Source organism: Citrobacter sp. Cb023 (assembly GCF_030336805.1).
In the GTDB taxonomy this organism is placed as follows: domain Bacteria; phylum Pseudomonadota; class Gammaproteobacteria; order Enterobacterales; family Enterobacteriaceae; genus Citrobacter; species Citrobacter braakii.
This window is the reverse complement of sequence record NZ_JAOWCV010000033.1, coordinates 271,996-287,456: the sequence shown is the minus strand read 5'-3', so window position 1 is coordinate 287,456 and position 15,461 is coordinate 271,996. Positions and strand designations below refer to the sequence as shown.

The window sequence follows — 15,461 nt, the reverse complement described above, 5'->3', positions numbered from 1 at the left end:
GGGTAAATGCGATGAAGACATTGAATCGACGTGATTTTCCGGGGGCAAGCTACCCAACGCGCGTGATCCAGTTTGGTGAAGGGAATTTCCTGCGAGCGTTTATCGACTGGCAACTGGATATCCTCAACGAGCAAACCTTTCTGAACGCTGGCGTGACCATCGTTCGCCCGATCAATAGTGATTTTCCACCGTCGCTGAATACCCAGGACGGGCTGTATACCACGCTTATTCGCGGGCTAAACGCGCAGGGCGAAGCGGTGAGCGAGGCGCGGCTGATCCGTTCGGTGAATAACGAAATCAATCCGTATCAGGACTTCGCGGCGTATCTGGCGCTGGCCCACAATGCGGATATTCGCTTTGTGTTTTCAAATACCACCGAAGCCGGAATTAGCTATCACGCGGCAGACCGGGTCGATGATGCGCCGCCGGTAAGCTTTCCGGCTAAACTGACGCGTCTGCTGCTGGAGCGTTTTAATCATTTTGAGGGCGCGGTGGATAAGGGGTGGGTCATTATCCCGTGCGAGCTTATCGACTATAACGGCGAGGCGCTCAAAACGCTGGTACTGCAGTATGCGCAGGAGTGGCAGCTTCCCCCGGCGTTTGCCGACTGGGTGGCGACGGCAAACACCTTCTGTTCCACGCTGGTCGACCGCATTGTCACCGGCTACCCGCGAGAAGAAGCCGCCGCGCTGGAGGCTACGCTTGGCTATCACGATGCGTTTCTCGATACCGCGGAGCATTTTTACCTGTTTGTGATTCAGGGGCCGCAGTGGCTGGCCGAGGAGCTGAAGTTAGCGCAGTGCCCGCTGAACATTCGGGTAGTGAGCGATATCAAACCGTACAAAGAGCGTAAGGTCGCCATTCTCAATGGCGCGCATACGGCGTTGGTGCCGGTGGCCTGGCTGTGTGGGCTGGAGACCGTCGGCGAAGCGATGCAGGATGCCGATGTCCGTCACTTTATCGAGCGGGCGATTAGCGAGGAAATTATACCGGTATTGGATCTCCCGGCGGATGAACTGCGTGAATTTGCCGACGCGGTGAGCGGGCGTTTTCAAAACCCCTACATTCGTCACCAGTTGCTTTCCATTGCGCTTAACGGGATGACCAAATTCCGTACCCGAATTTTGCCGCAACTGCTGGCGGGCCAGCAAAATGGGCGCTGGCCCGTGCGGTTAACGTTCGCCCTCGCGGCGCTGCTGGCGTTTTATCGCGCAGAGCGGGAGGGAGAACGCTATCCGATACAGGATGATGAGCAGTGGGTTAGCCTGTATGCCAGTCTGTGGCCGCGAGTTGGCAAAGATTTAACGCTGCGTGAACTGGTGGATACTGTGCTCGGCGATGCGGCGCACTGGGGTGAAGATTTGACGTTGCTGCCCGGGCTTGCCGGGCAGGTGACGGCAAACCTGGAAATGATTCTGGTGCAGGGTATGCGCCAGGCAGTGAAAAGTCTGGAATAAGGTTGCCATGCAGCGCCCGGTGTGGTGTTGGGCGCTGTTTTTTTTCAGACAATAAATGCGGCTAGCTGTAAGGCTGATAAGCGAAGCGCCATCAGCCATTTCATGTTACGAGCCCTGAGCGACCACTTTGATTTCAACCATCCCGATCCCCAGCTTACGCGGCGAGTGGCCGAGAATATTGCCCTCGTTGGTGGCGACCGGATCGGGTGGGACAATCACCAGCGTATCGGCATCCGCCGGGTTATCAAAATGCAAGGTAGTGGTAGTGACATCATGGCCTAACACCAGCGTCTGTTCCTCGTGGCCAACTCGCACGGGAATAGGACGATTGGCATTGTCGCCGAAGGCCTTCGCGGTGATGACCAGATCGAATTTCTTCGGCAGCGGGGCCTTGTACTCGATGGTCACCTCTTTGCTGAGCTGCGCATTGGACCAGCGTCCCCAGGATTCGGGGCGTGATATGCCGCTAAACTGTTTAACCTCTTCCGGCGCGCCCGCCACGTTGAAGACGAAGCTGTCGGCTTTGTAGCGAATGTCGTTATCGACAATTTTCAGCGTATCAACGTTACCTTTGTAGCGCTCCATGTCGATCACCGTGTCTTTAAACACGGTTTTACTTTTCCATTTGGCTTTGTCGACGTGCTGCACGATTTGCTGTCCGCCTAACTGGCCTTGCGATACGCACCAGTCGGTGGAGAGCGCCAGCTCCGGGGCCCATAGCTGCGCCATTTTGTAGCAGCGATCAACCCAGACAAAGTTATCTCGCGGCGCGAAATCTGCCAGTTGGAAGCGCAGCGGGGCCGAGTATTCGCTTTCCGGCAGCGGCTCGACGCGTTTGTCCGATACGCGCAGCAACAACGGCAGGCGGAAATGGCTGCCGGAGAAAGAGATCATGTTTTTGTCCTGGTCGACGGTGAACTCTTTCATCTCTTTCGGGAAATTCCACAGGCGGATGATATCGGGCTTCCACGCCAGCATTTTTTCTTTGATGTTCAGGAACACTTCAGACACGGATTCGCTCGACAAACTGCTGCGGCCAAGACCGATAAAGTTATCGCCACCGAGAATATCCAGTACCGTTGCCCCGTTATCCATCGTGTTACGCTTCACCGCCAGCGTGTCCTGCTGTGGCTGGTCGCCGCGCAGCACGAAGAACAGGTTGTTGCGATCCTGCTTGTTCAGATACTTCCATGCGGTGTTGTTCATCGCCAGATGATCGGAAGAAACCACGATAACGGTATCTTTGAACCACGGTGAGGCTTTGATCTTATTGATAAATTCGGCAATGTTTTCCTGGCTGCAGCTGACCGCGCTGAAGGATTGGTTGGCCTTCCCGTCGATGTCATAACGTTTACGGTTGCAGCTACGTGAGATAAATCCATCTGGATGATGAGTATCCACAGTCAGCGTAAATAGTGAAAAGCGCTGGCCCGAACGTGAAAGCTCTTCGAATTTTTTCCATGCTTCATCCAACACGGTATCGTCGTAGAAGCCCCAGTCGTTGCGATAGGCTGGGTCCGCAACCACGCTTTTTAACTCTTCCGCACCGTACAGATGATCAAAACCGTGAGATTTCAGGAACACGTCTTTGCCGGCAAAGCGCAGGTTGGCTCCCTGCACAAAGTAGTTTTGATAGCCGGAGTTTTTCAGGATATCGCCCAGACAGATATTGTTGGGGAAGAAGCTGGAGACCGACGCCGAGGCGTTGCCTTCAAACGGCGCAAACAGCGGAATACCACACTGTGAGGCGACCATGCCAGCGATGGTGTAATCGGTACCCGGCAGTTGCATGGTATTGCTGAAATCCAGACCTTCGTTTTTCAACGCACCGAGTTCCGGGGTCAGATCCGGGAACGCGTCGTTGTTAAAATAGGTGCGCTCGAGGCTTTCGCCATAGATATAAACCAGGTTCAGCTTCGGGTTGGGAATCGTTTTTGACGGCTCTTTATAATAGGTTGGGAAATCCGGATCGCCATAGCGCGACTGCGACTTTACCAGTTCGGTTATCTGGTGAAACGCCGGGCTGGCATCTACGGAGGCCAGCGCCAGCAGCAGGGCTAGCAGACTGTAACCCACATGATGCGGATGATGGCGACGGCGGCGCAGAATCCAGCCGAGAGCGACAAAAACGGTCGTCAGGACCAGCGCAATCCCGACGCCAGGTAAGATATATTTTCCAATTCCCGCGCCGGTCAGGCTGTTGGTCAGCGTGTACAGAACCGCGTCATTGATACCGTCGCCGGTGAAATAGTCACTGGCATACAGCGTGATATTCAAGACAATAAAAATCCCCAGCACCGTTAACGTGGCAGCAAACCACCAGGTATTGCGACCCGCTTTCCAGGCGTAAATCAGCACTGAAGCGAGAAACAGAGTGATGGAGATGAGTTCTGACAACGATCGATCCTCAGTAAACCGGGCAAACGCCTGGCAGGCTAATGATTTGGGGAAAGCACAATGTAATAGCGATGTTGCATTGCTGCAATTGTAGTGACATTAAATTACGTTGTTATTCAGAATTGGTTTAGATATGCGTGTTTTTTGCGGGGGATTTACTGATTATTTGACGTGTGAATTTTATGGGGCGCAGGTTGATGCCGCGCAGGGTATACGCGGCATGTCGTACGTCAGGAAATGAAGTTCATTCCCTGTTTTAACACCAGATCGCAGGCCTTGGTTTTTACCTGCTTCGCCAGCGAGCTGTTGCCAATTGTGTTCAGGTCCAGTTGTTGACCATCTTTGGCGTTGAGTAGACCCTGAATGCCGTCCATATAGTTGGTGTCTTGTTTCTGCTCCGGAGCACTGAGGCCCAGTTTATCCAGCACCTGGTTTTTGACGTTTTGCGTGTCGGTGACCGAGGCCAGTTTCTGTTTCGCGCAATATTCCAGGATCCCGGCGGCGTTATTCATGCTGCTGGAGGTCAGCGACTGATTGCTGCCATTCAGTAGACTGGTCAGGGAAGAGAGTGACGAGCCGCCCTGCGAGCCGGAGCTTTGTTTGCTCAGTTCGCTGGCCGCGCTGGAGAGCGAATCCTGCCAGGAGGCGGCGAAAACGCTGGTCGAGATGAGCGTGCTGGCGGCAAGCGCACAGCACAGCAGACGTTTGGTTGTTTTCATCATTATATGCAACTCGTGTTATGCCTTTTCAGCGCAGTATAGCGCCGGCAGTCTTAGGAGTGGTCCTAATACGTTAATACTCTTTACCGGTTACCCGACTACGGTAGCTTTCCCAGTTAAAAATCACCCACAGGCTGTTGCCAAGGCGCATACGGTCCATTACCCGCTCGCCCAGCAGTTTGTTCATTTCATCCATATTGCTGTTGGTCAACATACCGGTCGGGCGTTTTGAAGACGAGCGGCGATCGACGATCTGGTTGATGATCACTTTTTCATAGCGGGATTCGGTCTGCACGCCGATTTCGTCGATCACCAGCAAATCGACATTGCTGAGATCGTTGAGTAGCTGTTCTTCGCTGGTTTCACGGTTGCTGAAGGTATCTTTCATGGCTGACATAATGTCCGCAACGGTGATAATCAGCACCGACTTGCCGCGCAGCAGCAGTTCGTTGCAGATAGCGGCGGCCAGATGGTTTTTGCCGGTGCCGGGCTTGCCAGAGAAAATAAAGCTGGCGATGTTGCCGTCAAACTCTTCAACGTACTGGCGAGCTTTGCTCAGGGCGTTCATCTGACCTTCGCATTCCACCCGATAGTTATCGAACGAACAGTTCTGATGCAGTGGACGAATACCGGAACGGTTGAATGTGCGCTGCATTTTCATGGCTCGGTTTTCACGGGCCAGCGCTGCGGCGCGAATTTCACCTTGCTCTTTTTGCCATGCCAGCAGCTCCTCGCCCGTTTTAAAGGCTGGCTCGACATTAGCCGGCATCATTTTTTGCAGACGTTTCATCAGGTCGCCAACGTTTTTCATCGTTATCCTCTAAAACCCGGTGGAATATGGTTGTCAGGCTCGCTGACACTGTTCACATCGCGCTTCGGCATTCCGCCATTGCTGGCCCGGCCAATCTGGATGCTGCGTGCCAGTTTTTGCTGCCACTGAATATGGTGAAAGACTTTGCCTTCGGCCTGCCAGTAGGCGACAAATGAGGCCAGTTCCTCGGCGGTGACCGGTTCTCTTAACGCCACGCCCCACAGAGCGGCCTGGCGCTGAAAGTCGGCATCGGGCTGCCAGTCAGCGTACATCGCAAATTTCCCCATTGGCACGACAACAGGAGCGGTTTGCGGCTCTTCATAAAATTGTGCATCCAGCGTCACATCGCTTCCCGGGCGTGACAGTTTCTCTTCAAGCGCCAACAACTCGGCCAGTCGTGCAGGCGTCACCGCGTAAAATGCTGGCGCGTTATTGGCGAATACGGCTACGGCACCGCCCGCAGACCTGGCCAGCACCGTATGGTGATCGTGTAGTAAGGCGTCAATGCTAGTGACGTCCGGCGTCAAAATTTTGCTGGGCATAATGTTTCTCAATACTGAACAACAACCGAGAAGGGGACTGCTTTTATAGTAACACAGAGAAGAAGGAGAGCAGCAGATGAGGGGGCGATTCCCCTCAAAGCGAGGAGCTAACAAAGCGTGCCGCTAAACGCGCGGGCGTTTGCGATACAGCCATAATCCCGGTACGGATAGCCCGATGGAGAGCGCTCCGACAATCGAGGAGGCTTTCAGAAAATTGGTCAACAGCGTGATCATCAGCGCTTCGCTGTAACCAAAATGGCCGATTTTTACCGCCGAGATCATGGCGGTATAGGCAGAGATCCCAGGGAACATGGGGATTACTGCCGCAACGGTGAAGACTTTCGGATGCGCCAGATACCAGCGTGACCACTGGATCCCAATGCAGCCGACCAGTAGCGACGCCATAAAGGTCGACCATTCGATATTAAATCCTGCGCTCATCATCACCATTCGTGAACCGTGGCCGAGTGCGCCGAGTAACGCGCACCAGGGGAGCGCCCGATGTGGTACGTTAAATACCATGGCAAAGCCAAGCGCCGGGATTGCCGACAGGATCATGTCCTGCATTAGCGCCAAAATGAAATCGATCACGCCCATCCGCGCAGCCCCCATAAGGTCATCGACATGACTACGCCAATGCAGGTCGCCAGCGTCAGCAGACTGGCAATAGCCCAGCGAGCGAGCCCAGTATTAATGTGTCCCTTAAACATATCCGCGACGGAGTTGATCAACGGAAAACCCGGAACCAACAGCAGCACGCTGGCGGCCATGGCGATGGTTGGAGTGTGGTTAAACGTCGGCAACGTCAGCAGCAGACCAGAAATCGAGGTTGCCACAAACGCAGTAATGCAGAAGTTGATTTGCGGGTGCAAATGCCGGGACGCCAGAATCTGGCGAATATACATTGCCACCATACTGGCGAAAAAGGTGATCACCGCGCCATCCCATCCGCCATTATTGAGTTTACAAAAGCAGGCGCAGGACAAGCCGACCATAAAGGCGACCAACCATCTTGGATAGCGCAGCGGCTTAATCTGGCTAAAGCGTTTCTCAACGCCTTTAACATCCAGCAGTTTGTGTTCCGCCAGAATAACGATGTGCTGCACCTCCGTCACGACGTGCATGTTAATTCCGCGATCCTGATTTTTTCGCGTTGAAGTCAGGCACTGCCCGTCTTTAATGGTGGTCAGGACGATGGCGTTAGAGGAGATAGCGCTTTCTACGCTATCCATGCCAAGCGCCAGCCCGAGGCGGGTGGATAGCTCGTCAACCAGCGCACTTTCTGCCCCATGCTGAAGTAAAAAAAGACCGCATTGAATACATAACCGTGTAACCGTTCGCTGTGACGACTGCTCTGTTTGCATGACTCGCTCTGACTGAAAAGGATCTCTTTGCGTGGCGGATGTCTTCTTTTTATCATGAAGCATGATCCTGTTGGCTCTGGCTAAGATCAATCTTTGCGTCGAAAAAAGATGCAGATCGTACGTCTGATGCGTTTGCACACCTCACTTGCTTATCAATAAAGACAGCGCTTATGAAAATGTAATGTTATTTATCAGGATGGAAAATACGTAAGCAACGCTAACGATCTATTGTAGTTCTTTTAATTGTACAAAGAGTGTATTCATGAGTAATTATTGGCATGATGGTTCAATAGTTTGATGCTACTGGGATTGTAGCGGTATAACTTTGTTTATAAATAAAAGCCAAGGATAAACAATTCACCTCGTCTATTGTTTAGGGTTTCCTGTTAATTAATACTTTTAATTTATCAGGGGATTTTTAATAAGTGCGAATACGGACTGGTGAGTGTGGAGGAGATATGTTGCCAGGACGCTGCAAAAACGCAATTATTATTAGTAAATTACCGATCGTACAAACCGGACTTAAAGGTGTAATGCAGGGGCAGTTCGCTGATTATGAACTTACCTACTGCCGCACCGTCGAAGAATTGACGTTGCTGCAGCTGCGTTGTGCCGATTTGGTGATTGCTGATTTATCCGGAGACTGTAATCATCCACGTTCAGTCTGCGAACAGTATTATTCTTTATTATCTCAATACCGCGATATTCACTGGGTATTTCTCGTTTCTCGTGTTTTTTATCCGCTGGCCATTGAATTGCTGATGTGTCCTGTCAGTTCGCTGTTATCTGATGCCGAGACGATTGAAAGTTTGGTGAATGTTATTCACGCAGGAAATAGCCGTGCCGAGAGAATTAGCAAGTCGCTGCTCTCTCCGCCCGTGATGCCAGAATTAGCAGACCATAGCGCCCGCTCAATTGTACTTACCCTCTCGGAGAGGAAAGTGCTGAGACTCCTGGGAAAAGGTTGGGGAATTAATCAGATTGCGACATTGCTGAAGAAAAGCAATAAAACAATCAGCGCCCAAAAGAACAGTGCTATGCGTCGCTTGTCGATACATAGCAATGCAGAAATGTACGCCTGGATAAACAGTTCTCAAGGATCGCGAGAATTGAATTTACCTTCAGTTTATGGAGAAACCACGGAATGGAAAGCCGAAGCATCAAAAGAAACGTTGCGCTGGTAGAGAAGTGCGCGATGAGTAGCGTCGGTATTAAGAGCCTGTTTAATACCATGCCGGATAACCAATACGAACTACATATCTTTTCGAGCCAGCCTGCATTTAGTCAGGTTATGTTAAAAACGTCGTTTTCGGCGGTTATTTTCTCCCTCTCTGCAATCAGAACCGATCGCAGGGCCGGGTTAGCTTATCTGACGGAACTGGCTGTAAATTTTCCGCGTATTCGCCGGGTGGTTATTGCTGATGATGACGCTGAAGCGCGATTAATCGGCTCTTTGTCACCGTTGCCGTTAGATGGCGTTGTGAGCAAATCTTCTTCATTAACGGTACTGCAGGACGCGTTATTTACGGTATTGAACGGCCCCAACCGGGGAACCGAAGGTTCTAAAAACCATTGGTATATCAATCAAAGCCGTATGCTCAGTCCAACAGAACGAGAAATACTGCGCTTTATGTCGAATGGCTATTCAATGCCGCAGATCGCTGCTCAGTTAGAGCGGAATATTAAAACCATTCGGGCACATAAATTTAATGTGATGTCCAAGCTGGGCGTTAGCTCAGATGCCGGACTGCTGGATGCTGCAGATATCCTGCTGTACCTGCGTGCAGGTGAACCTGCACCTTTTCTACAGGCGGCTTCTTAGCGGGTAATGTTAGATCGTTTCGTGCCGGGTTTCGTTATCGGCACGGAACGTGAATCATCCCTGACACACATCCACCCAGGTGGCGGAAGTCAGCTCAGCCATCCTTTCTGGCGTGATACGAACGGCGCTGTGGATGGCGCCTGCGGCGGGAAGCACTTCAGCGTAATGCTTCAACGAAACGTCGCAGTATACCGAAATCGGCGTTTCCAGTCCGAAAGGGCAAACACCGCCAACGGGATGGCCCGTCGCGTTCACTACTTCATCGCTACTCAACATACGGGCTTTGGCACCGAAAGTGCTCTTTAGCTTTTTGTTATCCAGTCGGGCATCACCTTTGGCGACGACCAGAATAATGTCGTTCTTGACCTTAAGCGAAAGCGTTTTCGCGATCTGGCCTGGTTCGACGTTATGGGCTTTCGCTGCCAGATCGACGGTAGCTGTGCTCTGATCTAATTCGATAATCTCAATATCTGGTGCATATTGCGCTAAAAATTGGCGTACTGATTGCAAACTCATTCTTCTCTCCAAATCGCCTACAGGCAGCTCCATCCAGTAGAAAACCGCATGGCGTAATTTGTCATAGGGGCAAGCTCGCTGTAAATATTTTAATGTAACAATATGGCAACATTGGCAGTTTTTCGATCGTCTTCACAATCAAAGAAACCGGTTACAGTAACCGGTTGCAGAATGCTCAAATGGCGATTAATACTGAAGTTGTCACTTCCTCTGTATTACATAATAAGAGCCATCTATGAAACTGAACTCAAAATGCAGTAGCGCTGGCGTTCCTCCCGGCACGGTTGCGAAAAGCAGTAATGGGCTTTACGTGGTGGTGTTGATACCAGCACGGTTGCAGGGTTTTGCACAACGGGAGAACGGCTATGTCTACTAATCATGCTGTATTTAATGTGATTTTCCGCTTCGTTGAAAATTACGTCAGCCCTGTTGCCGGGCGCATCTCTTCACAACGTCATGTGATGGCTATCCGTGATGGGTTTATTTCGGCGATGCCCTTTATGATCGTAGGCTCGTTTCTGCTGGTTTTCGCCTATCCACCTTTCTCTCCGGATACCACCTGGGGGTTTGCACGTGCGTGGCTGGATATGGCGAAACAGTTTGAAGGCCAAATCCTCACACCGTTTGATATGACGATGGGGATCATGTCAGTCTACATATGTGCGGCTATCGCTTATAACCTGGGCAAGCACTATGTGAAGTCACATCAGCTAGATCCCTTCATGTGCGCGATGCTATCGATCATGGCTTTTTTGCTGATTGCTGCACCGAAAACCAAAGGCACTATGCCGGTTGATAGCCTGGGCGGTACGGGGATTTTCACTGCGATCCTGGTGGCTATTTACTGCGTTGAAATGATGCGCTTCCTGAAGGCGCACAACATCGGCATTCGTTTACCCGATCAGGTGCCGCCGATGATCAAAAACTCCTTCGATCTGCTGATCCCTGTGCTGGTGGTGGTGCTGACGCTGTACCCGCTGAGTCTGGTGATTCAGTCGCAGTTTGACATGCTGATCCCGCAGGCCATCATGGCCATCTTTAAACCACTGGTGTCTGCAGCGGATTCTCTGCCAGCGATACTGCTGGCGGTGCTGATCGGCCATCTGCTGTGGTTTGCGGGTATACATGGCGCGGCAATTGTGTCGGGAATGCTGCAAATGTTCTGGCTCACCAATCTCGGGATGAACCAGTCGGCGCTGGCGCAGGGCGCGCCTTTACCGCATATCTTTATGGAAGCGTTCTGGACGTTCTTTATTGTGGTTGGAGGTTCCGGCGCGACGATGGGGCTGGTGATTTGCTATCTGCGTAGCCGTTCGGCCCATCTACGATCGATCGGGCGTTTGAGCGTTGTCCCGAGCATTTTTAATATTAACGAACCTGTGATTTTCGGTACGCCGATTGTCATGAACCCAGTGTTCTTTATTCCCTTCCTGCTGGCCCCTATGGTGAACGCAGTGCTGGCCTGGGCGGCGATGAAGCTGGATTTAATTGGGCGGGTGATTTCAGTGGTTCCCTGGACGGCCCCGGCACCGGTTGGCGCGGCATGGGCGTTAGGCTGGGATTATCGTGCGGCCATTCTGGTTGTCCTGCTGGCACTGGTGTCTGCCGTCATCTACTTCCCATTCTTTAAGGTTTACGAAAAGCAGCTATTAGCGCAGGAAAAAGAAGAAGCACAGCGTATAGAAGAAGAAAATCAGCAGGTTGCATAACTGACGGGCGAGGGGCTACGGCTCCTCGCTTACTTCAGCGTGCAGTCACCGCATTGCTGGACATCGGGCAGGCGATAGCGCTGGCAGCAGGTTCTGCGTACTAACAGTCCTTCGCGCGGAACAACGGTACGCCACAGGGGGTTATCCTGACCGCAGGAGAGTTGCTTCTCAAAAAAACAGGTTTGGCGCAGTGTGGTCAGCAGTTCTTCACCTAATAACGGCTTCATTTCCGTTAAATACCAGTGAATTAAATATCCGGTGTTGCTCCAGATAAGCTTCGCATTGATCTCCCCTGTCGCTTCCAGCGCCTGCACAACCGGCGTCAGCGCCGAGAGAATCAGTGTTTCCATGCGTTGCTGAGGAGACTGGGCCGTGACCTGGTGATCCTGATGCACGTCGATCCAGAAGCAGGCAGCACGGCCTGTTTCGTGGAATTCTACGTGCATGTGTTCAGGAGAGACGTCGATGGCCTCTTTTTGCGTCAGCAGGGCCACCATGAGCGGAGGCATCATCAGGCCGATATACCACTGCGCCCAGAGAGAAATTAGCGGCTTATTTTCGCGTGGCAGCGTGGGCTGATTGCGATAAATATGGTCCGAATAGACAGCCAGCAATGAACTTAGCGTCGTTGGTTGCGTCCATTCATGTAGCGTCATCGCACCTGGCACGGGCGTTTCGTCAAGACGAATGAAGTCCAGCAGGTGCTCACGGGTGTTGGCTATCGTTGCGCGTACGGCAGCAGCCAGCGAGGGTATCTTTGCAGGCAGAGGGCTACGCCAGATGACATCTTCAACGATCGGTGCGGAACGATAAGCCATGTCGATATAAGGATGTTAATCTTAATGATAATGATTGCTAATCCTATAATTGACATTGAGCGATGGCAAGATCTTTGTCGCCATCCCGGGCCACACCGCACAGATAGCTCAGGCAGAAGGGCAGTTTACCCGCAGGTCATCGCTGACCAGCGTACTGTTGCGCCCAAGGCTCTTGGCCTCATAAAGGGCTTTATCCGCTCGGGCAACAGCGGCATCAATATCCTGCTCGACCAGAGGCGCAATACCAATACTCACGGTTACGTTGGTTGCCACGCTCTCGTTAAACATGTGCGGAATTTTAAGGTCGTACACCTTCTGGCGAATACGTTCGGCGGCAGCCTGGGCCTGCTGGGGATCGACCGCGGTCAGCAAAACCATAAACTCTTCCCCACCAAAGCGCGCCACCACGTCCCGGGAGCGCACGGAGTCACGAATTGCGGCAGAGACGCGGATCAGCGCCTGATCTCCCATCATATGACCGTAGTGATCGTTATAGGCTTTGAAATGGTCGATATCCAGTAGCAAGACGTAGTGCTTCGCGTTGCTCAAGGCCAACAGCGTATCGAGTCGGTGTTGCAGCCCCCGACGATTGTACAAACCGGTTAGCGGGTCGAGCATGCTGAGCCCGTTCAGGGTTTCCCGTTCTTCCAGCAGTTTATACATCAGCTGCTGGGCGAAGCCATCGTAGCGCTTCTGTATCACATGCTGGATGGCGATCCCGGCCATGGGTAGCGCCATAAAATAGATAATTCGCAAACCATGCTCGCTGCCATTCAGCCATAAACAGACGGCGACGGAAGGCAATGAGTGAAGCGTAAACGCGATGATATTATTGGCAAAAGCGATAGAACCAATAAACAGCACGCTGAGAAGCGCGATTAATAGAAAATAATAATCATTATGACCCAGAGCGTTATATTTCAGGAAAATATGTAATGCCCATAGCAAACCAAAAACGATTGAAATAAAAGGAAGATTAATTCTTTTATCCACATATTTCCTATGCCATGCCAGCAACAATGTACTCATCACGAGAATCAGCAACGCCGGTACTGACAACGCTTTGACGGCAAACAGGGGAAAAAAAAGCGTAAACAACGCGGAGACTGCGTTGAGTAGCAGAAACAATCGTAAAGAGAGTTGGTATTTTTTGGTGCGCAGAGCTCGCCAGGATTGTACTGTCATAGGTAAATATTGTTAGTTATCTGCAATGTACGAAGGTGTGTTGGTAAATAAAACAAATAACGAACGGGGTATCATTCGCAGAGGTTTTTATTGTTTTTAGTTGAAAAGCTAACCGGCGAGCAATTTATCACCTTAAATTATTCATGTCATCAATCGTTAAGTAAAACTCATATAATTGATAGTGCCTCCCAGCTGACAAATGAGAAAATATATCATATGATATTGGTTATCATTATCAATGTCATAGGTGGTACCATGTTGCAACGTACGCTGGGCAGTGGATGGGGTGTTCTGCTGCCGGGAATACTGATTGCCGGGATGGCATTTAGCGACCTGTCGGTCTACGTATGGAAGGCGATGATTGTATTAGGATTACTGTTGACTTCACTCATGCTGTACCACAAGCGTTTGCGGCATTTTGTCCTGTTGCCTTCATGTGCGGCGCTGATCGGCGGCATTGTTCTGGTGATGATGAACGGGAATCAGGGATGAACAAAATAGGGAAGAAAATCGAGAGGGAAATAAGATAATTGGTGCGAGGGGGGGGACTCGAACCCCCACATCCTAAGGACACTAACACCTGAAGCTAGCGCGTCTACCAATTCCGCCACCTTCGCACAGTCATCTTATTTTTTGATATCGCCTCGTTGGTGCGAGGGGGGGGACTCGAACCCCCACATCCTAAGGACACTAACACCTGAAGCTAGCGCGTCTACCAATTCCGCCACCTTCGCCCAGTGCGAGCAATATCAACGTGGATTATGGTGCGAGGGGGGGGACTTGAACCCCCACGTCCGAAAGGACACTAACACCTGAAGCTAGCGCGTCTACCAATTCCGCCACCTTCGCATACCATCGACACTCAAAAAAGTATCGTTACCACGGAGGCGCATTCTAGTGGTTTTCAACTTTTCGTCAATAGTTAATTGCCCAGGACGCGCTTAATTGATGTAAAAATGGGCGCTAAACGCAGGCCGTGTAAACGAAGTGCCACCCCGCATTTAGCAAACCCTGCCGGATGGCGGTGCAGGCACCTTATCCGGCATGGGATGGCCGTTCTACTTCTTCGCCTGACGCGTCATGATGGTGCGATAGACCTTGAAGCGACCGGTCTGCGCGATAACTTCGTGGAAGCCAAACACTTCATCCAGTACCTTCGGATAAGGCAGGAAGGCGTTCGCCACGATACGCAGTTCACCGCCGCTGTTGAGGTGGCGCACTGCACCACGAATCAGCGTTTGCGCGGCATCGAGGCTGGTCTGCATCCCGTCGTGGAACGGTGGGTTGGAGATGATCATATCAAAGCGACCCGTCACGTCAGAAAAGACGTTACTGGCGATTACGTCTCCTTCAATACCGTTGGCAGCAAGCGTTGCGCGGCTGGCTTCAACGGCGGCGGCACTAACATCGCACAGGGTTAAGCGCACTTTTGGCGAGTGGCTGGCTAAGGCGACGGAGAGTACACCTGCACCGCAGCCGACATCCAAAACTTTGCCTTTGGTGTGCGGCGTCAGCGTGGAGAGCAGCAGTTGGCTGCCAACATCCAGGCCGTCACGGCTGAATACGCCCGGCAGCGTTTTGATGGTCAGATTTTCGGTCTGGTATTCATCCCAGTATTTTTCTGCATCAAAGACCGGCTGTTTTTCCAGACGACCATGGTACAGGCCACAGCGACGCGCGCTGTCGACTTTGTTCAGCGGTGCGTATTCGGCCAGCATCTGCTCTGCGCTACGTACGCCGCTGCGGTTCTCACCAACAACAAAAATATCGGTGCCCACCGGTAACAGTGACAGAATGTTCATCAACTGGAACTGGGCTTCCGGCTTATTCTTCGGCCAGTAGTAGATCAGCGTATCGCTATCGGCAACGTCATCGGCCTGGGCGACGAGGCTAAAGCGAACGTTGTCGCCCATCTGGCGGTTAAGCACCTGCCAGTGGTGAAGCTGCTGAGTGTGCGCACGGCTGGCGGCGCATTCAAAATGGGCAGGCAGGTCATCCTGCAAATCACCGGCAAACAGAATACGGCTTTGTTCGAAATCATCACTGTGGCGCAGCAAGACTTCACTTGCCGGGGTAAAAGCAGACATGGAGTGCTCCTTAAATTGTACAGCGGGGGATTAT

15 protein-coding genes and 3 tRNA genes are annotated in these 15,461 nt (G+C 51.9%); 5 read left to right on the top strand and 13 right to left on the bottom strand.

The genetic code is table 11. The features are described 5' to 3' along the window. Positions 1–11: 11 nt before the first annotated feature. Positions 12–1,457, top strand: coding sequence for a tagaturonate reductase (locus OGW44_RS09815; RefSeq protein ID WP_149382298.1), 1,446 nt, complete (start codon positions 12–14; stop codon positions 1,455–1,457). A gap of 105 nt (positions 1,458–1,562) precedes the next feature. Here OGW44_RS09815 and opgB read toward each other — a convergent pair whose 3' ends face one another. From opgB to OGW44_RS09785, 6 genes are all read right to left on the bottom strand, one after another. Continuing rightward, on the bottom strand, positions 1,563–3,854 hold the full coding sequence (gene opgB / locus OGW44_RS09810; RefSeq protein WP_185654758.1) for a phosphatidylglycerol--membrane-oligosaccharide glycerophosphotransferase: 2,292 nt from the start codon (positions 3,852–3,854) through the stop codon (positions 1,563–1,565). A gap of 230 nt (positions 3,855–4,084) precedes the next feature. Continuing rightward, positions 4,085–4,576, bottom strand: a complete 492-nt coding sequence (locus OGW44_RS09805; protein WP_016151586.1) for a YjjA family protein — start codon at positions 4,574–4,576, stop codon at positions 4,085–4,087. Positions 4,577–4,646: 70 nt separating this feature from the next. After that, complete coding sequence (gene dnaC / locus OGW44_RS09800; RefSeq protein WP_016155623.1) at positions 4,647–5,384, bottom strand: replicative helicase loader DnaC; 738 nt, start codon at positions 5,382–5,384, stop codon at positions 4,647–4,649. Between the two features lie 2 nt (positions 5,385–5,386). Next, positions 5,387–5,926 carry a primosomal protein DnaT gene (gene dnaT / locus OGW44_RS09795; protein ID WP_016151588.1) on the bottom strand — a complete coding sequence of 180 codons (540 nt, stop codon included), beginning with the start codon at positions 5,924–5,926 and terminating at the stop codon, positions 5,387–5,389. Between the two features lie 123 nt (positions 5,927–6,049). After that, the gene (locus tag OGW44_RS09790) at positions 6,050–6,523 is read right to left on the bottom strand and encodes a threonine/serine exporter (protein ID WP_016151589.1); all 474 of its coding nucleotides are present in this window, start codon (positions 6,521–6,523) and stop codon (positions 6,050–6,052) included. After that, positions 6,514–7,290: a threonine/serine exporter family protein gene (locus OGW44_RS09785; RefSeq protein ID WP_016155624.1), complete on the bottom strand. Its 777-nt coding sequence runs from the start codon at positions 7,288–7,290 to the stop codon at positions 6,514–6,516. Before OGW44_RS09785 ends, OGW44_RS09790 begins: the two co-directional genes overlap by 10 nt. Positions 7,291–7,748: 458 nt before the next feature. Here OGW44_RS09785 and OGW44_RS09780 point away from each other — a divergent pair, with 458 nt between their 5' ends. Next, on the top strand, positions 7,749–8,474 hold the full coding sequence (locus OGW44_RS09780; protein ID WP_075847910.1) for a helix-turn-helix transcriptional regulator: 726 nt from the start codon (positions 7,749–7,751) through the stop codon (positions 8,472–8,474). Beyond that, on the top strand, positions 8,435–9,112 hold the full coding sequence (bglJ, locus tag OGW44_RS09775) for a DNA-binding transcriptional activator BglJ (protein ID WP_029139757.1): 678 nt from the start codon (positions 8,435–8,437) through the stop codon (positions 9,110–9,112). The genes OGW44_RS09780 and bglJ overlap by 40 nt, the downstream gene beginning before the upstream one ends. Positions 9,113–9,166: 54 nt before the next feature. On the opposite strand, the gene OGW44_RS09770 is transcribed toward bglJ, so the two are convergent. After that, positions 9,167–9,628, bottom strand: a complete 462-nt coding sequence (locus OGW44_RS09770; protein ID WP_016151593.1) for a YbaK/EbsC family protein — start codon at positions 9,626–9,628, stop codon at positions 9,167–9,169. A gap of 365 nt (positions 9,629–9,993) precedes the next feature. On the opposite strand from OGW44_RS09770, the gene OGW44_RS09765 reads away from it, so the two are divergent. After that, positions 9,994–11,337: a PTS sugar transporter subunit IIC gene (locus OGW44_RS09765; protein ID WP_016151595.1), complete on the top strand. Its 1,344-nt coding sequence runs from the start codon at positions 9,994–9,996 to the stop codon at positions 11,335–11,337. 29 nt (positions 11,338–11,366) lie between these two features. Here OGW44_RS09765 and fhuF read toward each other — a convergent pair whose 3' ends face one another. Both fhuF and OGW44_RS09755 read right to left on the bottom strand, forming a co-directional pair. Then, entirely contained in the window at positions 11,367–12,155 is a 789-nt protein-coding gene (gene fhuF / locus OGW44_RS09760) for a siderophore-iron reductase FhuF (protein ID WP_016155626.1), read from the bottom strand. Between the two features lie 108 nt (positions 12,156–12,263). Further along, positions 12,264–13,340, bottom strand: coding sequence for a GGDEF domain-containing protein (locus OGW44_RS09755; protein ID WP_016151597.1), 1,077 nt, complete (start codon positions 13,338–13,340; stop codon positions 12,264–12,266). Positions 13,341–13,556: 216 nt separating this feature from the next. Here OGW44_RS09755 and OGW44_RS09750 point away from each other — a divergent pair, with 216 nt between their 5' ends. Beyond that, on the top strand, positions 13,557–13,832 hold the full coding sequence (locus OGW44_RS09750; RefSeq protein WP_019078313.1) for a DUF1435 domain-containing protein: 276 nt from the start codon (positions 13,557–13,559) through the stop codon (positions 13,830–13,832). Positions 13,833–13,871: 39 nt separating this feature from the next. Here the strand turns inward: OGW44_RS09750 and OGW44_RS09745 are convergent. The 4 genes from OGW44_RS09745 to rsmC all read right to left on the bottom strand — a co-directional run bounded on the left by OGW44_RS09745 (position 13,872) and on the right by rsmC (position 15,427). Then, a tRNA-Leu gene (locus OGW44_RS09745) sits at positions 13,872–13,957 on the bottom strand. A 31-nt stretch (positions 13,958–13,988) separates the two neighbouring features. Beyond that, positions 13,989–14,074, bottom strand: a tRNA-Leu gene (locus OGW44_RS09740). A 28-nt stretch (positions 14,075–14,102) separates the two neighbouring features. Further along, positions 14,103–14,189: transfer RNA gene (locus OGW44_RS09735), tRNA-Leu, on the bottom strand. 209 nt (positions 14,190–14,398) lie between these two features. Further along, a complete protein-coding gene (gene rsmC / locus OGW44_RS09730; protein WP_016151599.1) occupies positions 14,399–15,427 on the bottom strand; it encodes a 16S rRNA (guanine(1207)-N(2))-methyltransferase RsmC in 1,029 nt (342 codons plus the stop codon). Between the last annotated feature and the right edge of the window lie 34 nt (positions 15,428–15,461).